Origin of the sequence: Metamycoplasma phocicerebrale (genome assembly GCF_003383595.3) — a bacterium.
GTDB classification, from domain to species: Bacteria; Bacillota_I; Bacilli_A; order Mycoplasmatales; family Metamycoplasmataceae; genus Metamycoplasma; species Metamycoplasma phocicerebrale.
On sequence record NZ_CP033058.2, the window covers coordinates 157,162 to 183,329 of the forward strand.

Here is a 26,168-nt window from a genome sequence, read left to right on the forward strand (position 1 = left end):
ATTTTATACTTCTTCACCAACATTTATGCAACATATATTTATATAATTTTATAATAACATTAATTAAATTAGTAAAATTGATAAAATGAAACAAAATTTAAGTATAGAAAGTTTTAATGAACAATTTGATTGAAAAAAAGAGTTTAAGTATTTGCTTAAACTTTCTTTTCCAATTTTTATTCAAACTTTTTTATTTGCAATTTTTACTATAGTCGGATCACTAGCTACTACTTTTTATAATCGTGTATATCATTTAGATGGATCTTATAATGGTTATTATTTTTATTTATTTGCCAAAGTTTTTGTTGTTTATAAAATAATTACTTTTTTACCATTAATTTATCAACTGGGTGTTTTAGTAGTAGCCTCTAATCTATTTGGGCAAAACAAACAAAAGGAAATGATTAAACTAATGTGATCGGCTTTTTATATTTCTTTTATTATAAATGGCGTTGCTTTTTTGATTATTTTTTTTAGCGCAGCTAAATTGTTAGAATCTGCAGGAGCTAAAAATAATGGTATATTGAGTTGAAAAACATTAGATGATTTTCAAAAATTTCAAAATAATATAAAATTAGCTAATATCAAAGATGTTTCGAATCTTCCACTAAACCATTATATATTTAAGGGCGGTATTTATGGTTCTCAAATATTTGAAAACACAAATCTTTATGTAGAGGTACTAAATGAAAACGCTTTTGGGGTACAATTTTTAAGATTATCAAGTGCGGATATATTTCTATCTTCTATAGCATTTATTCTTAATTCTTTATTACAAGCAATTAAGAAAAATAAACTTGCTATTATTGGTGTAATAGCCGGCTCTTTGTTAAGACTTTTATGAACTTTTAGTATTCTTTTTGCAGCTAATTTTGCTTTATTGGCTTCTTTAGAAATACTTTTAGGATCAGTTGTTAATGTAATTATTTCTTCTATATTAGTTAATAAATTTGTTTTTAATAAATGTACAATTAAATTTAAAGAAACGTGAAATAATAAGTATATTAAAGAAATAATAAAACTGGGTGTACCTATTTCATTAGAAACTGGTATTTGATTTATATCTCAATATCTTTTATCAAAAGCTATTCCTGATGCTAAACTAAGTGATAAATTTATAGGTTTGTGAAGAGCTATAAACAACTTATATGATATTTTTGGGGCTTATTTACTAGCTCTTAGTTTTGTAACTTCTTCTATAGTTGCTACAGAAATAGGCAAAAAACAAATAATAAAAGCTAAAAATATTGGTAATCTTTCATTTAAAATAGGTTTAATATCACAATTAATTTTTTCACTAATGGGAATATTATTGACGCACCCATTACTAAAAATTTATTCAATCGAAGATGAATTAATTAATAAATATTGTTATTTTATAATGGGTATTTTTATGATAAAAGCTATTTTAGATGTCGGGCCATTAACCTTGCTAAGAGCTTTGTGAGGAGCAAACGATGTTTGAATGCCTAATTTAATTTCATTATTAACAATGATAGGACTACAAATATCTTTAGTTTATATATTAATTTTATTTAAGGGCGCTAATCTTTCTAATGGGTTATTTTTAATTTCTTTAAGTGCTTTAGCTCTGGCGGACCCTTTATTTAGAACCATTTTATATTACACTCGCTGAAATTCTGAATATTGAGAAAAATATGCCAAAAAACTTTAATTTCATATTTTCGACAAAATAAAAATAAGAAGTTTAAAGACGCATTCAACTTATACGTAATAAATAATATAAACATTTTTTACAAATCAAGTGTTATGCCACGCTTTGTAGCATACATTTTAGAGCTTTAGAAATAATCAACCAATTTTTTAAAAACATTATAACTATTTTAAAATATTAAGTATATTGAAATTAAATAAATCACAAAAATTGTTTTGTTGATTGTTTTAAATTTGTAATTAACTTAAAATATTTTTGTTTTTGGGTTAATTGTTTATAGACGTTTCAACCAATTATTAGCAAAATAGCACATTTTTTTTACTTTTTTTTACAAAATCACTTTATTTTTTTATTTTACACAAAACAAAAAACACCAAAAATAGAATTTAAGTGGTATAAAATTATAATTTAATTATAAAAAAGGAAGGAGTTGTATGAGTTCAACAACAAAAAAGAAAAAAATGGCCATTATTTTAGGCTCAACTTTTAGTGCGGTGGCTGTTTCAGCTGGTATTGCTGCTATTATAGCAACAAAATATGCCAAGAAAAGAAGCGGAACAGACAAAGATCAAAAAATACAAAACCCAGAAACCAATATTTCTGATAATGAACATTCAAAAGCAAGTACTTGAGATGCAACAGTTGATAAAGATTACAAAGAATTGCGTAAATATATTGAAAAACTAATTAAAGCATTAAATATAGGTTCAAGCAATATTAAAAAATCTTTATCGATTGAAGATTTGAAAGAACAAATTGAAAAATTAGAAAAACACGTTGGCTTTGGAATTGATACTATTGATATTATTAACAAAAGCTTACAAAAACTTCAATCTAATAAAGATAAGCATGACACTTTAAGTCAAGATAAAAAAGCTTTAGAGTCTGCTCTTGAAAAAGCAAAGGATGTTTTGGATCAAGGAAAAGCAAAATTAGCTGAAAAATTAAAAGAAGTGGAAAAAGTTAAAAATGAAGCCAAAAAGTTAATTGAAAAAATTAATAGTGAAGTTGAAAAATCTAAAAGAGCTTTAATTAAAGCGGAATTTGAAGAATTTATAAATTCATTAAATCTTCTTATTGGCACAGGGAATATTATTAAAGAAAAATTAGATTTATTTAATGAAACTAATTTATCAAATCAATTAAAAGAAGCGCTTGATAAAGCACAAGAAGCGGTAAAAGAATTAAAAAATAAATTAAATTCTCAAACTTTAGAACAAGAAAAAGAGAATTTAAAGAAATTTGCTAATAAATTTAAAGAAGATGCAAAAAAAGCAATCGAAGAATCAAAAAATGCTTCATCAATAGAAGAACTAAAATTAGCAATTGACAATATTAATTCTCTTATCAAAATTGGACAAGAAGCTTCTAAAAAAGCTAATGAATTAAATTTAAATGATATTAAGCAATCAATTGATGAAACTTTAAAAGAACTTAAAGATCAAACAAAAGATCTTGATACTAAATTGAAACAAAAGCAAGAAGAAGAACAAAAATTAAGACAAGAAACAACCGCCGCTATTGAAGCTTTAAACAAAGCAATAGAAGAAGCTAAGAAAGCAAAATCAATTAATGAAATGAATTTAGCAATAGCTCATTTAGAAGAAGCTATTACAAAAGCAAATGAACTTAAAGAAAAATTAATTAAAGCTAAATTAGATGAATTAAAAACTGAATTAGAATCTGCAATCAATAGAGCTGCAGACATTTTAAAACAAACTCAAGAAAAATTAAAAATAGAAAAAGAAAGAATTCAAGCAATTAAAAATAGTTTAATTGAAAACACCAATAAATTAAACCAAGAAACCTCGAATACAAAAACTAAAACAGATATTACTTCGTTAACTGAAGCATTGCAAAAGCTTAATACAATTATTTCACAATCAAATGATTTAGATAACCAACTAAAAAATGATATTTCTAAAGATGCTTTCAAAGCAGAATATGATACATTTAAAGAGGCTTTGGAAAAAGCAAAACAAGAATCAATCGATTCCCAAACGAGATTAAATGAATTAAAAAACGCTAAAGATGAATTAGATAAAAAAGTAAAAGCAGCTATTCAAAAAGCAGATGCTGCCATTTCTGAGGCAAATGCAAATAAAGAAAGTGAAGATTTAGTAATTTTAAGCTCAACATTAGAAAAACTTTCAAAAGCTAAAACTGAACTTGAAAATGTTAAGACATTAGCGCAAAATGTAAATGATACAGAAAATATTAATAAGTTAGATCAAAAATTACAAGAAGTAAATAATGCAACAACACTAATTAATAACCAAAAACAAAAAATTGAATTGGAAAATGAACAACTGGAACAAGAAAAACAAAAAATTAAAAAACAAATAGAGGATTTGCAAGAAAAAATTGATTCCACTACTAATGTACTAAATTCAAATGATAAAAATCCGATCATAAATGCTAAAAATGCCTTAGAAACTGAAATGAGCAAGGCCAAAACTTTATATGAAAAAAATAAGGATAAAGCCAAATTAACAGAAGATAATCAAAATTTAAAAAATAAAATTGATGCCGCAGAAGATGCATTTAATAAAGCCAAAGAAGCAATCCAAAACATTGAAAATAAAGAATTAGAAATAACTACCGAAGCAAATGAAGCTAAAAAATTACTAAAAGAAGCTACTGAAGCTGCTAACGAGGCTTTAAAAAATAATGATTTAGAAGCCCTAAAAGAATCGCAAAATAAATTAAAAGATGCAATTCAAAAAGCAGAAGAAGCAAAAAATAAAGCTACTGATAATAACATGTCTACTTTAGCTGAAGAATTAAAACAAAAAATAGATGAAGCTAAAGTTTTAGAACAACAAGTCAAAGACAAAATTGCTGAAGAAGAAGCTAAAAATATAGAAGCTAATAAACAAAAGATAAATGACGAAATTAGTAATCTTGAAGCTGCTATAAATGAAGTTAATGAAGCTTTAAAAGAAGAAAATAAACACAATTTAGAAAAATCAACTCAAGCCTTAGATAATATTAAATTAGCTTTGGAAAAAGCTAATGAAACAAAAGATAATTTAGCATCTAATCAAGCTAAATATCAAACAGAATTTGATAATTTAAAAAATAAAATAAATGATGCCAACGATAAGAAAGCATCCATTTCAACTCGTAAGGATGAAATTGTTCAAGAAAGAAAAGACGCTGATTTTCAATTTGATAACACCAAGAATTCTTTTGATACAAATTCTAATGAATTTGAAACAAACAAGAATGATTTATCTAAAGTAACTCAAGTTATACCAAAACTTGAAGAAGATTTAGAAAATATAAATAAATTAATTGAAAAAGCAACTGAAATTCAATATGATGAATTAAAAAGTAAGGCACAAAATTTAAAAACTCAAATTGAACAAAAATTAACAGAAGCAAGAAATAAAAAATCCGCTTTAGAAAGTGCTGCCGAACAAGAAAGACTAAGAATTGAAGAGTTGAAAAGAAAATTGCAAGCTTCAAAACAATCATTAGAAGCAGCTATTCAAAACCTTAATAATGCTCAAGGCTTAGACGAACAACAACAAAAATTAGATGAATTAATTCAAAAAATTCAAGAAGCAAATCCTAATACTAATATAGCGGATATAGATAAAACTCAAAACGTTAAAACAGAATATGAAGCATTTAAACAAAAATATGATGAAGCTACAATTTTAAAACAAAATAAAGAAACAGAAATTGCAAATTCTAAGAAAACTATAGAAGATAAAGTCAAAGCTTTAGAATTAGAAACCCAAACTGCATTAAATGAAGCTGATAGTGCTATTTCAAATAAAAATAAAAACGACTTACAATCATCATTATCAAAACTTAATGATTTAAAAGTTAAATTAGAAGCTTTAGTTTCTGAAATTGAACCTAAGGGTTATAAAACTCAAACAGATAAAGCTAAAGAGTTATTAAAAAATGTTTCTGATAAAAAAGATGAAGTAGATCATGAATTAAATGCTGAAACTAATAGAATTGAGCAAGTTAAAACTGAATTAGAAGAAGCAAAAGATAAATTGCATACCGCTAAAGAAGATGCTACAAATAATTCAAATAATATAGACAAATTAGAAGAAACTCTTACTAAATTAGAAGCTCAACACGGCTTATCTCAAGCTAAATTTACTGAACATAATATAACTAAAAATCAATCAATTCCAGAACTTAAACAAGCTTTAGATGCCTTAGAAGCTGAATTAAATGGCTATAATGATTTCAAAAAAAACTTAGAAGATATTCAAAAAAATAATGAAAAAGAAGTTAAAGAAGCGCTAGATAAAGCATTAGAAAAAGCCAAAGATGCTCTTGAAAAAGCTAATAATGCCGGAACCGATAAAACTAAATTAGAAGAAGCGAAAGAAGCTCTTGAAAAAGCTAAAGAAGCTTTAGAACAAGCTAAAAATAAAGCGGATGAAAAAGGTGATTCAAAATCCAAAGAAAAAGCAGAAAATAAATTAACTGAAATTACAAATAAATTAACTGAAATTACTGATAAATTAGATGGGAAAATTGCTAAAGAAATAGAAGATGCTACTTTAGCACTACAAACCTTAGCTTCAGAAGTGAATAATTTATCTGGCGTTGATGAATTAACTACAAAACTTCCATTATTAGAAACAGAAATTACTAAGGCTACATCAACATATGATAAATATAATCAAGATGAATATAAAGATAAAGTTTCTGTTCCTGAAAAACTAAATGCTCTAGATAGTGCTATTAAAGCAGCACAACAAACTAAGACAACAAAAACGCAAGAAAGAGATAATAAAAAAGCTTTAGTTGATAAACTTCTTGAAGATGCTCAAAAATTATCTACACCTGCACTGCAACTTGCTAAGGATGCTGGAAGTGATATAACAAAATTAACAAATGCTATTACCAAACTAGAAGAAGCAAAAACAAAAATAAATGAAGTTATTTCTAGTGCTACTTCTAATGATTATAGTTCAGTTAAACAAATTGCACAAGACATTATTAATACTATAAATGTAGCTTTACAAAAAGCTAAAGATGATAAACAGGCAGCCGAAGGTGAGCAAGCAAGAATTAGTGCTTTACTAGTTGAAATTCAAAATCAAATTAATGCAGTTACTCAAGCTCAACAAGAAGCAATAGATTCAAAAGGCAAGTATGATTCTTCTTTAACCAAATTAAACAATTTAAATATTACTAATACTAATGCTATTACAAAATATACTGAAATTAAAAGCGATACTAAAAATAACGCAATTAGTTCAATACAAGATAAATTGGTAGAACTAAAAAACATAACTGATGCATCAGTTCCTAAGTATAATGAATTGTTAGATGCTAATAATACTTTAAAATCTGAAGTAGAATCTAAATATAATCAAGCAAAAACAAAATGAGACGAATTACAAACAAACATTACAAATGCCTTATTGAATAAAAATTTAGAAGATTTAAGAAAAGTTAAAACAGATTTAGAGGATACGAAAAATCTTGCTAATAATTCAAAAGATTTTGCTACTCAAAAAGAATATGGGGCTATTGTTGCTACTTCTCAGAATTTGATAAATTCAATTGAATCAAAATTGCAAGAAGTAGAAGCCAGCTTATTAGAAGCAGAACAAAATGAAACAGAGAGAATTAGAATAGTTGTTGAAGCTTTAAAACAAGCCTACAATGATTTGGAACCAAAGAAAAACAATTTAGAAAATGATAGCAAATATAATACAATAAATTCAAAAATATTAGATCTTCAAAATGCTATTACTTTAGCTGAATCTACTTTTAATAGTCATAACAATGAAAAAAATGAGACTATTGCTTCAATTAAAGAAGAATTAGATAAATTAAAACAATTAATTGATCATTCAAAAACTTCAATAACAGCAGCCAAAGCAAAAGCAAAAGCAATAAAAGATGAAATTGATAATGAATATAAAACATTTAAAGATGTTGATTATAAAAATGCAGAAAATAAATATAATAACCACAATAATGACTTAGATAAAGCCAAAGAAGCTAAAGAGGCTTTAAAATTAGCCATTGAAAAAGCTGAAGCTCTTATTGAAAAAGGAAATAATAAGGGGTATACTGATAACAATACTTTAATTGAAGGAAATAAAAGAATTTTACAATTATATTTAAATCAAATAAATAATATTTTGCAAACTCTAGAAGGTCAAGAGCAACAAAGAATTGATGCACTGATTTCTCAATTAAATGATGCAATTAGTAATTTAGAAAATCCTATAGAAGCATTGGAAACTCATAAGAATAAAATTGATCCTTTAGAATTAGCAATAAATAATTCAACTACAAAATTAAACGATTTAAATTCTTTAATAGCTAGCATAGAAAATAATCCTAAAAATTTAAAGCATGATAGTTTAAAGCAATTGTTAGAACAAGCAAAACAAAAAGCAAATGAAGCTCAACAAAAAATTGATACTTCTAAACAAAGTCTTAGAGATGCTAAAAAAGTAATTGATGATTTAATAAATACAACCCAAAGTCAAAAACAACAAGGTGAGACTGAATTATCTAATTCAAATAATAAAATAGAAAAATTAATTTTAGCAAAACAAAAATTGCAAAGCGCAAAAGCAATTGCCGAACTTGCACAAACTGATATTAATGCTAAGGAATATAATGCAAAAAAGGCTATTATTGAGGAAATAATTAAAGATATAAATAAAAAAATTCAGGAAATAGATTCAAAAATAGCACAACAACAAGGCAACATTGCTCGCTTTAAGCAAGAAATGAAAAATAGGCTTAAAGAAATAGAAGATGCTAAAAATATAGTAAAAGATAAAATAGGAAAAATAGATAGTTCTAAACATCCTATTGAGAATCTTTTAAGAACAATTGAAAGAGCCAAAGAATTGAGTAGAACTATTAAAAATGATGGTTCTTATGTTAATAAAGAATTGTCTGATGAGGTTGCTTTATTTGATAATCAAATCCAATCTCATAAAAATGATTATGATACATATAAATCTCAGTATGAAGCTCTTAAAAAAGAATATGATGGCAAATATGAAATTTTTGAACAACAAAAAACAGATTTAGAAACAAAATTGCAAGAAGCAATAAGTAGTAATAAATTGAAAAAGGTCACAGAAATTAAGCGAGAAATTGAGAATTTAGTTCAAAATGAAAAATATTTAATATTGCACCAAGATTTTATTAATGTAGATTATAAAGAAAAAGCTAACAATATATTGAATTTTAAAAAATGGTTAGAAGAACAAATAGAAGTCTTAAAGGATAAAATAAAAAATATTATTGAACAAATCAAACAAATAATATGAACTAAATCTTCTAAATTAAAAGATGTATCTGCAAATACATGAGGTAATCAAACCCATTCTATAGAGGAATTAGAAGAGTTTAATAAAAAAATTGATTCAGCTCTTAAGGAATGGGACGATTTTGCTAAAACCTTAGAAGAAGAATCGCAAATGAATTCTGAAATCAAAAGTATATTAGATTCCGAAACAGATAATGGTAATTATAGAAGTTTAATAAACATCAAAAAAGAAAATGAAAAATTAATATCAAACATAAAAACAAATATTGACAATGAATTAAATAGACTAACAAGTTTATATAATAGAATTAAAAATAAAATTGATGAAGTAAGTTCATCTAATAATATTTCTGAAATAATAAATGTTTACAATTCTCAAAATTATAAAGATATAAACAATGCAAAACCAGAAGCTCAATCATTGCATGATAAAGCACAAGAAAATAAATATAAAATTAATGAATCTGAACAAATAAAAAACAAAATTAATGCATTAGAACAAGATATGCAAAATGTAAATAATGACCTTAATGCCATTCAAAATATTAGCTTTTATATTAAAGGTCAAGAAAATATTTATGCTTCAGATGTAAAAAAATCTAAAATTCAAATAAAACCATCATCTTTTTTAGGCAATCACAATATTACTATAGCTGATCATATGAGTCCAAATGATCTTCAAGGAAGTTTGGAAGTAACCGTTCAAGCTAGAGGAAAATTTAATTTTGATTTTAAAACAAATATTTTGAGTTTTAAAAGAGTTATGCATCCCAAAGATTTTACCATTATAAATGGTAAAGCATTAGCATTTGAGATATTTGGAAAAATACAAAATTGAAAATGAAATCTAGAAAAAAATGCTATAAATTATGTTTTTGACGCAGATATTAGTAAAAAAATAATAAAAGATTATTTAGCTTATTATGATAATGACAATTATAATAAGGCTTTACCATTAAGTTTTAAATTGCCAAAGAATAATATTGAATATGATAAAATAGAAGTTCTAACTGAACCGAATTCTTTGGATGGCTATACTTTTTTAAGAATTTGAAATCTTCGTTCAAAAATTATTGTGGGTAGAAAGCAATCCGGAGAATTTATTTATGATAATTTTTCTTTAAAACCTAGTCCTGGTAATTTTAATGAATTTGTTGATTATAAAATAATTGATTGAAAAATATTATCTAATTTCATTAAATATCTTAATTCAAGAAATATTTTTGGTAGAGGTTTTCATGCTATGTCTAAATATAAAATTGGAGGACATGGATATGGTGAATCGGTCTACAATAATATGAATAACAAATACAATCAAATTTTAACCAAATATAGAAATAATTGTCTAATGTCTAAGGATATGATTAAAGAATTCAAAGAACAATGATTTGATGTATATAAAAATATATTTATAAGAGATTATGATTTAGGAGCCCCTGGTGCTAAAAAACATGTGGGAGATCAAATAGGTTCATTTTGAAATAATTATTTGTTTAAATATCCTAGTTATTATCATCAAATTGGCAAATTAATTACAAGTAATAATTATGGCAATTTTACAATTTAGAGCAAATTTTCATATATTTAATTATTTTAAACTTGGTACATTTTTGTAAACCAAAAAACGGACAATTAAAATTCAAGCACAAAACAACTATAGAAATTGAGTTGTAAAGTAGCTTGAATTTTTTTCTACTTAAAAAATAAGAAATATTAAAAATTTTTTAAAATAAATAATATTTTTTTAATATTTAATTAATTTTAGGATTAAAACTATTGGATAAACTACTTGATAATAATTTTAAGGTTAAACTAAATGCTATTATATAAATAGAAACAATAATTAAATAACTAGGATTGTTTGGAGCCAAACCAATAGCTTCCTTTAAAATAGAACCAATATTTAAATTATTAGTTTCATTAATAAAATCTAAAAAAGCTAAGGAAGAAGCAATTAAAATATTTATTGAAAATCTTTCTACCAATAAAATAAAAAAGTTAGGTAACAAGTTTTTAAAAATATGGACATAAGCTAATCTTATTTTAGAAGTTCCTATTGCCATGGTGGCAATAATAAACTCTTTTGTTAATAAAATTTTAATTTCTTCTTTTGCAAAATTATAATAAGAGATTCAACATACTAAAGATAAGCTAATAAATAGTGAATATCACTCCGTTCCTATAAAAATAGATAATAAAAAGACTCAAATAATTTCTGGTATAACACTTATTGAATTTACTAATTTATCTATAAATTTTACAAATATGTTATTTGTATAAAAATTGTTTAATAATGCTAAATTAAATCCAATAAAAATATTAATAATAATAGCCGCAATAATGACAGTTATTGTTATTCATATAGAAGAAATAGACCTTGCAAAAATATCTATTCCATAGTTATTGGTTCCTAAATATAGCCCATTTGGAATAATAATTTTTGAGCTTAAATTTATATGATTAATAGCTTCAATTAATTTATAAGGGTTATATACAAGAGTTACAATATCTGTATGTATTGTTTGATCTCCTCCTAAATGTTTGGCAGAGTCAAAAATAATATAAAATATAGGATTTCTATGTTCTTTCAAAGCATTTATAACTTCAATTTGAGCTATATTTCTTATAAATTCTAATTCTTCTCCTCTATTAAGATCTCTTCTAATAGTTTCATTTAAATAAGAAGGCAAATTGTTAACCAAATTAGTTGAACTATCAATAGATTTTGTTGGACTATTTTTAATAAAAAAACTAGAAATTATTAATGTAATCACTAATAATACAAATAAACTAAATCATACAATGTTGATTTTATTAGAAAAAAATCTTTTTCAATATTGTTTTCTTTGAGTTTGGTGTCTTATATATTGAGAATTTGTACTTATCTTATTTTTTGCAAAAGAAAAAGGATTATTATGCATTTTGACTCCTTTTTTTTCTTTTAAAAATAAAAGGAAACGTATTTTGTTTTTTTAAGGCAGGGTTTAGTTTAATAATTATAAAATTATTAAGTAAAAGCATTATTGAAATTAATATAAAATTAAAAGTAAAATAAAACATAATAATATCTATTTCGCCTTTTTTAAATGCAAAAGAAATTAAAATACTTTGTCCAGGTATTGAAAATATTCTTTCAATTAAAATAGAAATGATGAATAACAAAATGTAAACCATAAAAAATAAGTTTAATTCCGAGGCTATAACATCTTTAATTACAATTTTTCTAAGTAATTGTGCATTATTTAATCCCTGAGTTTTTGCAAATAAATAATAATTTGACTTTAGCGTTTCAAATGTAACTTTTCTTGCTTTCGAAAAGAAAATTGCAATTGTTGAAAAAGAAGATATTAAAATAGGAACAAGCAAAGAAACTATAGTCAATTTTGAATTATTTATAAATTGTGAAGGATAACCCAATATACTAGAATTGCTTAAAGCTAAAACAGCAATTATTAACAAAGGCAAAGAACCTAAAAAAGAAACTAATAATGACATTGAAACATCGTACGATTTATTAAATTTATAAGCTGAGCTTATTCCTAAAATGTTTCCTATAAAAAAACTAATAACAAAAATTAATAAACTAATTAAAATTGTTCATTTAAATTGTTTTAAATATAAAAGCATTATATTTGATTCTGCTGAAGCTAGTTCAGATGAATAAATTTTTCCAGGATTAAAAGTAAATAAGTTTTTTAAAAATATTCCAAGTCTGTCAAAGTAGTTTGGTGAAATTTGACTATATGTAGCTATATTTTTTTTGATTTGTGGTTCTATTAATACATTTATGGCAAAGAAAATTATGATTAAGGAAATAAAAAAAATAAAAAAATAGAAGGCTATATTTTTAAATAAGTTAACAAAAGCCTTATTCATAATATTTGCCTCCTAATTTTTTTAATTATCTATCTCCATCATGGTGATGATGATGTCCAAATTCTATTTCAATGTTTTTAGTTTCTAATATTGTATCAGGTTGTGATTTATTGTAAACTTGAATTTGCAATAAAAGATCTTTTTCATGAATCTTTGTGTGTTCTGTATCTTCGAAGTTAATTTTAAATTCCATGTCTTTATTTGATTCATCTATTGTAGTAATTTCAATGTATTCTTTTAATTTGTTTAAAAGAGTTTCAAAATTTGTTCCTTGAGCAGCTTTTAATTCTTTGAATAATTCATCTTGAGTTGGCAATTTCTTACCTTTTAAACCATGTAGATGGAATTTTCAATTCTTAATATTAACAGCAGCTTCTTGTTTTTTAAATCCTATAATTTCAAATCTTGCTTTTTCTTTTTTTTCTCCAATAAACAAATCAAGGTGAATCATTCCTTCCTCGTCATGAGCATGGGTTGTTGAATTCAATTCAATTTTTTTATCTTTTGGTTCTTCGATTTTAATTGAGTGTTCTTTTAAAACTGTTTTTATTGCTTCTCATGATTTAGCGCTTTTTATAGCCTTAACTACATGGCTAGCTAATTCATTTTTTTGCCCAAAAGCTATTTTGAATACTTTCATTCCATGCAATTCTGTTGTGTTTAAATTTTTTAAATTTATTAAAGCTTCATTGGCTCTTTCTATAAAACTATCCAAAATCTCTGCCTTAGAATTTTCATTTAAGTTTTTAGCTTCTTCAACAAACTTATTAATTTTATCTACAGTAGCAGAATCAGAAAATTCTTTATATTCTTCTAAAGATTTTGTAAGATTTACAATTTTATTAGCTTTTTCTGTTTGTTTTTGTTGTGTTTTTTTGCCACATGATGCAGCTATTATTGGAGTTGTAGCTATTAATCCAATAGGAGCTAAAATTGATAATATTGTTAATTTCTTTTTCATAGTATTTTTTTAAACCTTTCTTAATTATTGTGTTTATGCCATTATTATAGCACAAAAAGTTTTATTATAATTTTATTTTTTTTGTTAAAAAATTAAAAAAATTATTTTTAAAATAAATTGCTGAATTGAAAATTCAAGTGCAACACTTTATTGATAAAATATTAGTGTGAGGTTGCTTGAATTTTTTTCTACTTAAAAAAATAAAAAAAGGCCTCACAAAAAACACCTAAGGAGACCTAATATGAATTATAAAGCATTTAAAAAATATTTTCACATTTCTTATGAAGAAAGATTTTTTATCAAAAAATTAATGGATAATGGCTATTCAATACGAAAAATTGCTAGACGATTACGCAGAAGTCCTTCAACCATTTCTAGAGAAATAAAAAGAAATCTTGATTTAACTGGAAATTATGATTCTTGTGCAGCAAATATAAAATCGTTTAAAAGACATTCTCATAAATATATGTTTAGATTTAATGTTAATTTTAGCTATAAAGAATTTACTAACATTTTTATTCAAAAATATGACAAAAAGTTTTTTGGTATAAAATCAACATATCACTATATTAAAACTAATTTTAAAATTAAATTACCATCACTAAGAACTGTTTTTAATTGGATAAAAAGCAATCAATGAACAATTAAAAAACATAATAGATTAAGGAGTTTTTATAAAAAGGGCGGCAAACGAACAGCTTCAGTTGTAAGCAGATTAGTTACAAGCGCTAGCTATGTTTTTCCGATTTGAACTAGACCTAAATCTATAGATTTAAGACAAGAATATGGTCATTGAGAAGCTGATCTAGTAATTGGCAAGCGCAGCACTGGTTTCAGAAATATTTTAACTTTAACAGAACGAAAAACAAGAATAGGCTTTGCAACATTTGTTTTAAGTAAATCAGGTTATGAAATTAATACTCAACTACGCAAGCTAATAAAAGAAAATAGTTTAATTGTTAAAAGTATAACAATTGACAATGGTATAGAATTTGAAAAAATAGGAATATTAGCCAAATGATTAAAAATAAAAATTTATCGAGCTGAACCTTATGCATCATTTCAACGTGGTTCAAATGAAAATTGAAATGGTTTAATTAGAAGGGAATATAAAAAAGGTTTTAACTTTAATACAATCAACATTGAAACGTTACAAAATATTTCAAATAAAATAAATGAAATGCCAAGAGAAATACTTGGTTGAAAATCTTCAAAAGAACTATTTTTAAAAGAAAATTACATCTAAGCTAATAATTAACAAATAAATAAATTAGAATTTATTTCTACCGAATAAACGGTGTTTTTTGTTTATTTAAATTGTTTAAAAAATACATAAAAACAAAAAAACATATATTTTTACAAACTTTAAAATTTTAAATATATAATAAAAACATCAAGCACAATTATGTGTTGCACTTGATATTTCATTTAAGGGTTGTGATTACTCACAACTTATTTTTTTGCATTTTTTCCTAAATTATAGCATTTGCGACACCTAGGTTCATATTCATTATAATCGCCTAATAGTTTTTGCTCATCACTATTTATTTTTCTATAAGACATTGAAGCTGGATTTTTACATACGACACAAATTGCCTGCAATTTAGTAACTTTTTCAGCTATTGCAATTAAGGCTGGCATAGGTCCAAAAGGTTTATGTAAATAATCTTGGTCTAAACCTGCTATGATTACCAAATATCCTTTATTAGCTAAATCATCAGCTACTTCGACAATATCGTTATTAAAGAAGTGTGCTTCATCAATTAATATTGCATCATATTTTTCTTTTTTTAATAAATCATATACCTTTTTAATATCACTTAATGAAGTGGTTTTTTTTCTTAAACCACTTCGACTAACTATTTCGTCATCAGAAAATCTATTATCAAATTCAGGTTTTATAATTAAGGTATTAAAACCCATATAAAATAATGTTCTACATTTTCTTAATAATTCTTCACTTTTACCACTATACATTGGTCCAGTAATAATTTCTATCGATCCTTTTGAACATTCAACACACATAAAAACCATCCATACTACTTTAATATTTTATTATGTAATAATAATAACAATTTATAATATAATTTTTTATATATTTTAAATAATATTTTTTTATTATTAAGGAGAATAATTATGTCATTAAAAGCAGGTATCGTAGGTTTACCTAATGTAGGCAAGAGTACTCTTTTTTCAGCCTTAACTTTAAATGAAGTCGAATCAGCTAATTATGCTTTTACTACAATAGAACCAAATGTTGCAATAGTTAATTTAGAAGACAATCGTTTGTATAAATTAGCGAATATGGTTAAAGCTAAAAAAATTGTTCCAGCTACTTTTCAATTTGTGGATATTGCCGGACTTGTTGAAGGAGCTTCAAAAGGTGAAGGCTTAGGTAATAAATTTTTGGCAAACATTAGAGAAGTTGATGCGATTGTTCATGTTGTTAGATGTTTTGAAAACGAAGATATAGTTCATGTTAAAAATAAAATTGATCCTATTGAAGACTTAAAAATTATAAATTTAGAGCTTATATTAGCTGATTTACAAACAACAGAAAACATAATTAATCGTATTGGCAAGAGAGCTCAAAATTCCAACGATAAAGAACTAAAAAAAGAATTTGAATTACTTTTAAAAATTAGAGAATTATTACAAAATGAAACAATTTTAAAAAATGCAGATTTTGACGAAGAAGAATTACAACTAATTAAAAATTATCAGTTTTTAACAATTAAACCAACAATTTATGTTGCAAACCTAGATGTTGAATCATATAAAAATATAAATAATGCTGTACATTATCAAAATTTGAAAAAATATTTAGAAAAACAAAACGAAATTGTAATTCCTATATGTATAAAAATAGAGTATGAAGTTAGTCAATTTAGTCCCGAAGAAAAAACAATGTTTTTAAATGAATATAATATTGAACAATCGGGTTTAGATACAATTATTTCTAAAAGTTTTTATTTATTGGATCAATCAACTTATTTTACAGCAGGTGAGATTGAAGCAAGAGCATGAGTTTTTAGAAATGGAATGAACGCTGCTGAATGTGCTGGAATAATTCACACTGACTTTGAAAAGAAATTTGTTAAAGCAGAAGTTATTAAATATGAAAATTATATTACTTGTGGTGGAGAAAAACAAGCTAAAGAAGCTGGCAAAATGTCTTTAGAAGGAAGAAACTATATAATGCAAGATGGAGACGTTTGTTATTTTAAAATAGCAAAATAGTTTATAATTTAACTAACCTTATATTTTAGGGGTTTAGTATAATGGTAGTACCATAGTCTCCAAAACTATTTGTAAGGGTTCGATTCCTTTAACCCCTGCCATATCCTTAAAGGTAAAAAAAGAGCCAATATGGCTCTATTTATTTTGTCTTTTTTGATTTCTTTGAATTATGAAATTAATCATTTCTTTGTTTAATTTATTATTAGGTATTTCACTAAAACACTTTTCATATTCTTCTAATATGAAATCTTGCTTTAATATTTTTATTTTTCCATTTTCTTGGTAAGTAAAACTATTTTTATCAAATTCCCAATGCATTTCTAATGATAAATTTAATAAATTGTTTTTATTGCATACTTTGCTTAGTATTTCATTGAATTCAAATTTATTTGCTATTTTTTCATTAGTTATTTTAGGTTCTTTTTTTCTTTCTTTTATAGTAAATTCTTCTAAATCTTGTCTAATATACTTAACATCATATATATGAGCATTTTGTGTTTCAAAATTTCTTTTTCTGTAACTATTTTCAAATTCAAAAACATTTATTCTTTCTTGACTTGCTTTAGCTCTAAGAGTATTAATTTTATTGTCTATGTAATTTTCTCTAAAATTTTTAAAAGAACCTAAAAGCTTTTTTAATTCTTCACATTTATTTATTCAAATATTATTTTCTACTTCATTTTTATTCTGAATATTTGCTATTTCTATTAATTCTTTAAAATTTTTAAAATTACTGTTATAACTAAAGTTTGTTTCATTAAAAAATTTATCCAAAAAATCATAATAGTCTTTTTCATTTAAATTTTCATTATAGATTTTATAATTTTCATGTCTTATTTCTTTTTCATGTTTTTGATTTTTTATAATTAAATCTAAAACCATAAATAAATTAAACTTATATTTTTCATATTTATAAATGTTTCTTTTATATTTCAAATCAATTATCATTTCTGCATTTTTTGGATTCTTTAATGATCCACCAGCATTATTGCCCTTAAGTATTGAAATAATATTTTTAATTGTTTTATTGTTTGAAAAATAATCTTCATTAAAAAATTTATTAACAATATTAATTTGTTCTTTATTTAAAATAATTGTTTTATTAGAAGAAGTGCTTGGTCTTTTTTCTTGTTTTAAATTAATTTTTGAAAAAAGTTTTTCCCTTGTCTTAAAATTAATATTTTTTTTAATAAATCAAGAGGGTGTTGTATATTGATCAATTTCTAAGTAATCAAAATTAATATTTATACCTTCTATTAATCAATCATTATCTTCCATAAAAATATCAATATATCCTCTAGCTTTTGCAGAATTGGATTCCTTGCTATTTAAGGATTTGGTAATAAAGTATAGTCTATATTTTTCTAAATAAGATGACATTTAATTACCTCACTAAAAATTTGTTCTAATACCTCTACACTTATAGAATTACCACATAAATAAATAATTTTAGATTCACTTAATAAATTAGATTTTTTTATTTTTTTGTAATCATCTCTATCAAATCCCATATATAAAAAAGATTGATAAGCATTAATATTTTTAATTTCATTTTCTTTTTCAAAATAAAATTTTAGTCTGCTATTTGCTCCACTTGCTGTTAAAGTTGGCCCATAATTTTTGGGCAAATAAATATAGGCTTCTGAGTTAAATTTTGTATAGTTCAATAATTTAGATTTTCAAATATTATTTTTTGTTTTTTTAAAATTATCAAATTTATATTTTAATAAATGATTAAAACTATTCATGTTTTTGTTTTGGATAATTTTATCTAAACTATTTTTGTGTTCAAAAGGTTTAGGGAATGAAAAAGACTTTGATTGGTCTAATCATGAAACACAAAAAACTCGCTCCCTATTTTGGCAGCTGCCATATTCAGTTGAGTTTATTATTTTATATTCAGATTTGTATCCTAAAGATTGCAATGTTTTAATTCAATCCTGAAATTGATTAATGAATTTTTTGGACATTAAGGCTTTTACATTTTCCAATAGTAAAACTTTTGGTAATTTATCTTTATTGCTTTTTAATATTCTTTCTATTTCATAAAGCAAACCACTTCTAGTATTATTAAGACCTTTTTGTAATCCTTGTTGAGATATATCTTGGCAGGGGAAAGAATAAGTTAAAATATCAATATTTTTTGGTAATTTATTAAACTTTGTTATATCAGTTTGACTCTCTCTCTCTCTCTCTCTCTCTCTTGTCTATATTAAATTTATTAAAAAAATAATCATTATTTATATATCCAAATAAATATGGAAAAATATTTCTTAGTTTTTTTTCATTCATAGAAGAAAAATAATTATTTTTTATAACATTTTTACTATTTGCACTTCAGGCAAAAGAATTAAGTAAATCTTCCATTTGTTTTTTTGAATATTTTGTTTCAGGTTTGACTTTTTTATAATGTATTATCATATATGCAATAATAGCATCAATATAAAAATCACATGACCCTAAACTTTCAACTTCAAGATTTAATGTTTTAGATATATTTTTTAAAGCTTTATATTGACTGCCAATTCCCGCAAACATTTCATATAGTTTAATTTTTTTCATAATATCAATTTTAGCGTATTCAAATTAAAAAAAAGCATAAAAAAAGCTAAAAAAATATTAGCTCTAATAAATAAAATTAATTAATTTTTAATTCTTTTTTGATATATGAAACTTTATCTAATTTTTCTCATGGTAAATTTAAATCATTTCTACCAAAATGACCAAAAGTAGCTGTTTGTAAATAAATTGGTTTTAATAAATCAAGAGTTTTAATTATTCCTTCAACACTTAAATCAAATAAATTATTAATTAAATCTATAATTTGTTCGTCTGAATAATTAGATGTCCCAAAAGTATTAACATAAATGCTTTGAGGTTTTGGCAAACCAATAGCATATGATAATTGAATTTCACATTTTTTAGCCACTCCAGCAGCAACAAGATTTTTTGTTATGTATCTAGCCATATATGCAGCAGATCTATCAATTTTTGTTGCATCTTTTCCAGAAAAAGCACCTCCACCATGGTGAGCAAAACCACCATATGTATCAACAATAATTTTTCTTCCGGTTAAACCTGTATCTCCTACAGGTCCCCCGATTACGAAACGCCCAGTTGGATTTATTAAAATTTCATAGTTTAAATTAAAATTATGTTTTTTCATAACATAATCAATAATTTTGTTTTTTATAAATTTTTTAAATTCTTGTTCATTAAAATTATTTGAATGTTGAATTGACATTAAAACTTTTTTTACTAAAATGCTATTATTTTCTTCATCATATTCAACTGTTACTTGGCTTTTCATATCGCTTTTTGCATAAGGAAATTTATTTTCTCTACGCAATTTTTCTGCTCTTTTAACAAGTTCATGGCTTAAAACAATTGGTCAAGGCATAAAATACTCATTTTCATTTGTAGCAAAACCAAATAATATACCTTGATCTCCTGCACCTATTTCTTTGTTTTTAGATTTATTTACCCCCATTGCTATATCCGGACTTTGAGGATAAATTCCATTTATAATATTAAAATCACTTTCACTATATCCTAATGGTTTTAGAACTTTTCAAGCTTCTTTTATAGTATCTACATAATCCTTGGTAGTAATTTGGCCGCCAATATAAATAATATTGTTATTTGCTAACACATCGCAAGCAACTCTTGCTTCAGGATCTTTTTTTAATAAAGCATCTAAAATAGCATCACTAATTTGATCGCAAATTTTATCGGGGTGTCCTGCCCCTACACTTTCTGAAGTTAATAATTTTTTCATTTTTTCTCCTATAAAATATTTATTTTTTTATACTAAAAAACATAAAAAAACAACTCTAATTATTGAGTTGTTTTAAAATTGATATTTATGATACATGTTAGATAATAATATCTCTGACTATCCACCTTATTTTTTAATAAAAACAGGTTGGCATGTTTCATTGCTGTCAAGCTAAACAACTCTATATGTATTTTTAATATTTATATATTATAACAAAATAATTTCAGAATTTTTAGCGTTTTGTATAGTTTTATCATCTCAAACACTTACTTGTACTTCGCCTATATGTTTTTTTTCTAATAAAAACATAGCAATTCTAGATTGTCCAATTCCACCACCTATAGTTAAAGGCAATTTGTTTTCAATAACTGCTTTGTGATAAGGACTTATTTTTGTTATTTCAGTTTTATCCATATTGTATTGTTTTATTAATGATTCTGAATTTACTCTAATTCCCATACTGCTTAATTCTAAAGCAATATCATTATTCTTATCATAAACAATTAAATCACCATTTAATTGTCAATCATCATAATCTTTTGCTCTTTTTGAATGCGGCAAACCACTAGGTAATAAATTTCCAATTTGATATATAAAAATAGCTCCATGTTCTTTAACTAATTCATATTCCCTTTGTTCTGCATTTAAATTAGGAAATCTATTATATAAATCTAAAGAACTAATAAAAAAAACTTTTTTTGGTAATTTAGAAACTAAAGAACTATAAATTTTATTTATTTTATATTCAGTGTATTTTAATGACTTATATATTTTATTAACTATTTTTTTTAAAAAACTAATACTACGATCCTTATTATCAATAATCATTTCTCAATCTCATTGGTCTACATAAAAAGAATGAGTATTATCAATGGTTTCCTGTTGTCTAATAGCATTCATGTCTGTATATATACCATGATAAAGTTCAAAATTATATCTATGCAATGCATCTCTTTTTCATTTTGCTAATGAATGTACTATTTCTAAAGATTCATTTATTGATATAGGTTGAAAAGAAACCGGTTTTTCTCCAGATAATCCATCGTTAAGCCCACTAGTAGATCTTACAAATAAAGGAGCTGATACTCTAATCAAATTTAAACTCTTTCTTAATTTTTTAGAAAAAGTATCTTTAAGTATTTCTATTGCATATTGTGTTTCTTTTAAGTTTAATTTTGCTTTTTTCATATTTAGAATTTTAACAAAATCTATTAATAAAACTTTAAACATTTTTGCAATTAAAAAATTTTTAAATATTTTTGATAAAAAAACTTAATTAAATATTTAGAACTTAAATTTTAAGTATAAAAAAAATTATAAGATAAACAAAAACAAAGAACGGTTTATGATTTAAAAATTCAACTTTAAAAAAATATTAAGTGCAACACATAATGCGCTTGATATTACATTTGAAAAACACCAAGCTTATTTTAAATTTTAAGCTTGGTGTTTTTAATAATATTATTTATCTTGAATTGCTTCAAATCCTGGCATTTTATTTCCTTGAATAAATTCAATAGAAGCTCCACCACCAGTTGAAATAAAACTAAATTTAGATTGATATCCTAATTTATTAATAGCTGTAACAGAATCTCCTCCACCTACAACTGAATATGCATTTTGATTGTTAGCTATTGCAATAGCAATACCTTTTGTTCCGTTTTCAAAATTTTTGAATTCAGTAACTCCAGCAGGTCCATTTCAAAAAACTGTTTTAGCTGAAGCAATAATTTCATTAAATAATTCAACTGATTGAGGGCCTACATCTAATCCCATGTATCCATCAGGAATATCTATGTTGTCTTTAGTTGTGAATTGAGGTTTTTTATCAGCAAATTCATCAGTGTAAGCATTATCAATTGGTAAAACAATTTTATCTTTATATTGTTTTAAATAGTTTTTTGCCATTTCTAATTTGTCATCTTCACAAATTGAAGTTCCAATTTTATGACCTAAAGCCTTTTGAAATGTGTAAGCCATACCGCCTACAACTAAAACTTTATCAGCAACATTAAAAAGTTTTTCTAAAACTTTAATTTTATCACTTACTTTCGCTCCGCCTACAATAGCAACAAATGGTCTTTCAAAACCATCTAATATTTTTTCTAAGTGAGCTACTTCATTATTCATTAAGAATCCTAAAGCTGATTCTTTAACAAATTTAGGAATACCAGATGTTGAAGCGTGAGATCTATGCGAAGCTCCAAATGCATCATTTACATAGACATTTCCTAAGCTAGCTCAATATTTTGCTAAATCATCGTTATTGTCTGATTCTGCTCTGTTATTTAAATCTTCATAACGTGTATTTTCTAAGAAAATAATTTCCCCTGGCTTTAAATTTTTAGCATCGTCTTCTACTTCTTTTCCTCTAGTTGAAGGTATAAATTTAACTTCCTTACCTAAAATTTCTGAAAATTTAGCTACTACTGGTTTTAAGGATTTTCCAATTTTATCTTCTTCTTTTTTAATTCTTCCAAGGTGAGAAAGCATAATTAAAGAAGCACCTTGTTCTAAAATATATTTAATTGTAGGAATTGCAGCATCGATTCTTTTAGTATCCATTACAACATCATTTGCTAAAGGAACATTAAAATCTACTCTTAAAATTACCTTTTTACCTTTTAGTTCAATATCTTTGATTGTTTTTTTCATTTTATCTCCTGATTTAATATAAAATTTTAACGATATAGTTAATTATAATAAAATTATTTTAATAGAAAATATTTAAAATTATTAAAAGATGGGGGGAAAATGCTTAAACTTTTAGGTGCTCAAAAACAAAAAGATACTAGAACTTTAAAATATGATCCAGAAAGCGATAGTATTTCAAAAATTATTGTTGAATTCCAAGATTATAAAAAGAAAGCTAAATTTTATAAAGATTATTCTGAAATGGAAATTTTTTCGTTTTTTCAAAAAATGAGATTTATGAAAACTATGGACGAAAAAAATAGTGATTTAATTGAAGAGGCTAGAAAAAGACAAAATAAAATTAAGTTAAAATATGCAAGTTATGTTGATTATGAAAAATGGTCAGATTCCCCATTAGCAGATAAAGCTAAACCTTTGCCAATGTGGGCAAGAATTTTAATTATTGCTTCATTTATATTATTAATAATAATTTTATTGTTAATTATTCTTGGATTAAACAAGTGGTGATAGGAGATATTATTTATGGAAAAAATAGTATATGCTATTTTAGCATTAGTTATATTAATTACAATAACTATTGTAGCTAATTATTCAATAGTTTTATTTAATATGATTAAGAAAAATAGATCAAACAAAAAGGCATTAGGTGATTCCACAAGGATTAGGATAATCTTTCAATTAAAAGATGCTATAGAAAATCTTTCAAGAACTAAAACTGGAGCTCTTATAACTATTGAAAATAACGATAATTTAGATAATTTAAGAACAGACGGAGTTATTCTTGATGCAAACATTTCCGCCGCTTTATTAATTTCTATCTTTAATAAGCAAAGTCCATTACATGATGGAGCTGTTATTATTAGAAATAATAAAATATATTATGCTGCTACATACTATAAAATAACAAAGAAGTCAATTAATAATAAATATGGTGCTAGACATAGAGCAGGTATGGGGATATCAGAAAGCTCAGATGCTACTACAATTATTGTAAGTGAAGAAAATGGTGGTGTAACAGTAGCTAAAACCGGAGAATTTAAACAAGTACCAATCGATAGTTTGCAAGATACTTTAGGAAGAATTATAAAAGACGATAAAAAATAATAAATTCTTTATATTTTGTTTGTTTTTGTGTTCCTTAATATTCAAAGTATTAAAATAAAAAATTTTAGTTAAAAATGTTTATTTTTTGTTAAAATTGTTTCTATTGACTAGTATATAAAAAAACGCAATTGGACAGGACATAGATGAAAGGCTATGCTATGGTGGTTAAACGCGTTTAATCAAGATTTTATTAATCTTAAAAAAATATAAAACTAAATATTTATATAAATTATAAATTTATAAGAAAGGAAATTTAAATATGGCAAAATTAGATTTTGACCGTTCAAAACCACATGTTAACATTGGTACAATTGGACACGTTGATCATGGTAAAACCACATTAACAGCAGCTATTGCTACAGTTTTATCTAAAAAAGGTTTATCAGAAGCTAGAGACTATGCTTCTATCGATAATGCACCTGAAGAAAAAGCTCGTGGTATTACTATTAATACTTCACATATTGAATATCAAACAGGAACTCGTCACTATGCTCATGTTGACTGTCCAGGTCACGCTGACTATGTTAAAAACATGATTACAGGCGCTGCTCAAATGGATGGAGCTATCTTAGTTGTTGCGGCAACAGATGGACCTATGCCTCAAACACGTGAACACATTCTTTTAGCAAAACAAGTTGGTGTTCCTAAGATTGTTGTTTTTTTAAACAAAATTGATATGTTTAAAGAAGATGAAAGAGAAGAAATGGTTGGATTGGTAGAAATGGACGTACGTGGTCTACTATCAGAATATGGTTTTGATGGTGACAATGCTCCTATTATTGCTGGTTCAGCTTTAAAAGCTCTTCAAGGAGACCCAGTTTACGAAGAAAAAATTATGGAATTGATGGATGCAGTTGATTCATACATTGAAGAACCAAAAAGAGAAACAGACAAACCATTCTTAATGGCTATCGAAGACGTTTTCACAATTACAGGTCGTGGAACTGTTGCTACAGGTAGAGTTGAACGTGGTGTTTTAACCCTTAACGAAGAAGTTGAAATTGTTGGTCTAAAACCAACTAAAAAAACAGTTGTTACTGGAATTGAAATGTTTAGAAAGAATCTAAAAGAAGCTCGTGCTGGAGATAATGCTGGTTTATTACTACGTGGTGTTGAAAGATCAGAAATTGAACGTGGACAAGTTTTAGCAAAACCTAAAACAATCGTTCCTCACACAGAATTCGAAGCTACTGTTTATATTCTTAAAAAAGAAGAAGGTGGACGTCACACTCCATTCTTCCATAACTATAAACCACAATTCTACTTCCGTACAACAGACGTAACAGGTGGAATTGAATTTATTGGACAACGTGAAATGGTTATGCCAGGAGATAACGTAGAATTAAAAGTTACTTTAATTTCTCCTATTGCCGTTGAAGAAGGAACCAAATTCTCAATCCGTGAAGGTGGTAGAACAGTTGGTGCCGGTTCAGTTACAAAGATTTTAAAATAATTAGAAAATCCAAAAAATGTACCGTTTTAAAACGGTATGTTTTTTATAATTTTTTTTAATTTTAAAATTTCATTTTTATTTTAATTTTCATTGTTTTTATAAAAATTAATTTTTTATTTAACAATATAAACTTTAGTATGC

At 25.0% G+C, this 26,168-nt stretch carries 17 protein-coding genes and 1 tRNA gene; 8 read left to right on the forward strand and 10 right to left on the reverse strand.

Annotated features, from left to right (window positions below; genetic code table 4):
• The first annotated feature begins 85 nt into the window (after positions 1 to 85).
• Both DMC14_RS00645 and DMC14_RS05725 read left to right on the forward strand, forming a co-directional pair.
• Entirely contained in the window at positions 86 to 1,675 is a 1,590-nt protein-coding gene (locus DMC14_RS00645; RefSeq protein WP_116171912.1) for an MATE family efflux transporter, read from the forward strand.
• A gap of 434 nt (positions 1,676 to 2,109) precedes the next feature.
• Positions 2,110 to 10,527: a hypothetical protein gene (locus tag DMC14_RS05725; RefSeq protein WP_137412649.1), complete on the forward strand. Its 8,418-nt coding sequence runs from the start codon at positions 2,110 to 2,112 to the stop codon at positions 10,525 to 10,527.
• A gap of 184 nt (positions 10,528 to 10,711) precedes the next feature.
• Here the strand turns inward: DMC14_RS05725 and DMC14_RS05730 are convergent, their stop codons facing one another.
• Genes DMC14_RS05730 through DMC14_RS05735 form a run of 3 tightly spaced genes read right to left on the reverse strand, consistent with a single transcriptional unit; the run spans position 10,712 to position 13,797 of the window.
• Positions 10,712 to 11,881, reverse strand: coding sequence for a peptide ABC transporter permease (locus tag DMC14_RS05730; protein WP_116171914.1), 1,170 nt, complete (start codon positions 11,879 to 11,881; stop codon positions 10,712 to 10,714).
• A complete protein-coding gene (locus DMC14_RS00660) occupies positions 11,874 to 12,836 on the reverse strand; it encodes an ABC transporter permease subunit (RefSeq protein WP_116171915.1) in 963 nt (320 codons plus the stop codon). The genes DMC14_RS05730 and DMC14_RS00660 overlap by 8 nt, the downstream gene beginning before the upstream one ends.
• Positions 12,837 to 12,861: 25 nt before the next feature.
• On the reverse strand, positions 12,862 to 13,797 hold the full coding sequence (locus DMC14_RS05735; RefSeq protein WP_137412650.1) for a Vmc-like lipoprotein signal peptide domain-containing protein: 936 nt from the start codon (positions 13,795 to 13,797) through the stop codon (positions 12,862 to 12,864).
• A 241-nt stretch (positions 13,798 to 14,038) separates the two neighbouring features.
• On the opposite strand from DMC14_RS05735, the gene DMC14_RS00670 reads away from it, so the two are divergent.
• Positions 14,039 to 15,043 carry an IS30 family transposase gene (locus DMC14_RS00670; protein ID WP_116171706.1) on the forward strand — a complete coding sequence of 335 codons (1,005 nt, stop codon included), beginning with the start codon at positions 14,039 to 14,041 and terminating at the stop codon, positions 15,041 to 15,043.
• Positions 15,044 to 15,249: 206 nt separating this feature from the next.
• Here DMC14_RS00670 and DMC14_RS00675 read toward each other — a convergent pair whose 3' ends face one another.
• A complete protein-coding gene (locus DMC14_RS00675; protein ID WP_116171984.1) occupies positions 15,250 to 15,822 on the reverse strand; it encodes a thymidine kinase in 573 nt (190 codons plus the stop codon).
• A 111-nt stretch (positions 15,823 to 15,933) separates the two neighbouring features.
• Here DMC14_RS00675 and ychF point away from each other — a divergent pair, with 111 nt between their 5' ends.
• Both ychF and DMC14_RS00685 read left to right on the forward strand, forming a co-directional pair.
• Positions 15,934 to 17,037, forward strand: a complete 1,104-nt coding sequence (gene ychF, locus DMC14_RS00680; protein WP_116171917.1) for a redox-regulated ATPase YchF — start codon at positions 15,934 to 15,936, stop codon at positions 17,035 to 17,037.
• A gap of 27 nt (positions 17,038 to 17,064) precedes the next feature.
• Positions 17,065 to 17,138 (forward strand) — tRNA-Trp (locus DMC14_RS00685).
• 34 nt (positions 17,139 to 17,172) lie between these two features.
• Here DMC14_RS00685 and DMC14_RS05740 read toward each other — a convergent pair.
• From DMC14_RS05740 to DMC14_RS00710, 6 genes are all read right to left on the reverse strand, one after another.
• On the reverse strand, positions 17,173 to 18,417 hold the full coding sequence (locus tag DMC14_RS05740) for an MAG4270 family putative restriction endonuclease (RefSeq protein WP_116171918.1): 1,245 nt from the start codon (positions 18,415 to 18,417) through the stop codon (positions 17,173 to 17,175).
• Positions 18,402 to 19,205, reverse strand: coding sequence for a DNA (cytosine-5-)-methyltransferase (gene dcm / locus DMC14_RS05745; RefSeq protein ID WP_217495063.1), 804 nt, complete (start codon positions 19,203 to 19,205; stop codon positions 18,402 to 18,404). Before dcm ends, DMC14_RS05740 begins: the two co-directional genes overlap by 16 nt.
• Positions 19,192 to 19,599, reverse strand: coding sequence for a DNA (cytosine-5-)-methyltransferase N-terminal subunit (gene dcm_N / locus DMC14_RS05750; protein ID WP_175393433.1), 408 nt, complete (start codon positions 19,597 to 19,599; stop codon positions 19,192 to 19,194). Before dcm_N ends, dcm begins: the two co-directional genes overlap by 14 nt.
• Before the next feature lie 76 nt (positions 19,600 to 19,675).
• Positions 19,676 to 20,815, reverse strand: a complete 1,140-nt coding sequence (metK, locus tag DMC14_RS00700) for a methionine adenosyltransferase (protein WP_116171919.1) — start codon at positions 20,813 to 20,815, stop codon at positions 19,676 to 19,678.
• Positions 20,816 to 21,022: 207 nt separating this feature from the next.
• On the reverse strand, positions 21,023 to 22,003 hold the full coding sequence (gene asnA / locus DMC14_RS00705) for an aspartate--ammonia ligase (protein ID WP_116171985.1): 981 nt from the start codon (positions 22,001 to 22,003) through the stop codon (positions 21,023 to 21,025).
• A gap of 273 nt (positions 22,004 to 22,276) precedes the next feature.
• Complete coding sequence (locus DMC14_RS00710; RefSeq protein ID WP_137412651.1) at positions 22,277 to 23,470, reverse strand: phosphoglycerate kinase; 1,194 nt, start codon at positions 23,468 to 23,470, stop codon at positions 22,277 to 22,279.
• A 99-nt stretch (positions 23,471 to 23,569) separates the two neighbouring features.
• Between DMC14_RS00710 and DMC14_RS00715 the strand changes: the two genes are divergently transcribed.
• The 3 genes from DMC14_RS00715 to tuf all read left to right on the forward strand — a co-directional run bounded on the left by DMC14_RS00715 (position 23,570) and on the right by tuf (position 26,027).
• Positions 23,570 to 23,980 (forward strand): hypothetical protein, encoded by a 411-nt coding sequence (locus tag DMC14_RS00715; protein WP_116171921.1) that lies wholly within the window; start codon positions 23,570 to 23,572, stop codon positions 23,978 to 23,980.
• A gap of 12 nt (positions 23,981 to 23,992) precedes the next feature.
• Positions 23,993 to 24,574, forward strand: a complete 582-nt coding sequence (locus DMC14_RS00720) for a diadenylate cyclase (protein WP_116171922.1) — start codon at positions 23,993 to 23,995, stop codon at positions 24,572 to 24,574.
• Between the two features lie 259 nt (positions 24,575 to 24,833).
• Positions 24,834 to 26,027, forward strand: coding sequence for an elongation factor Tu (tuf, locus tag DMC14_RS00725; protein WP_116171923.1), 1,194 nt, complete (start codon positions 24,834 to 24,836; stop codon positions 26,025 to 26,027).
• The last annotated feature ends 141 nt before the right edge of the window (positions 26,028 to 26,168 follow it).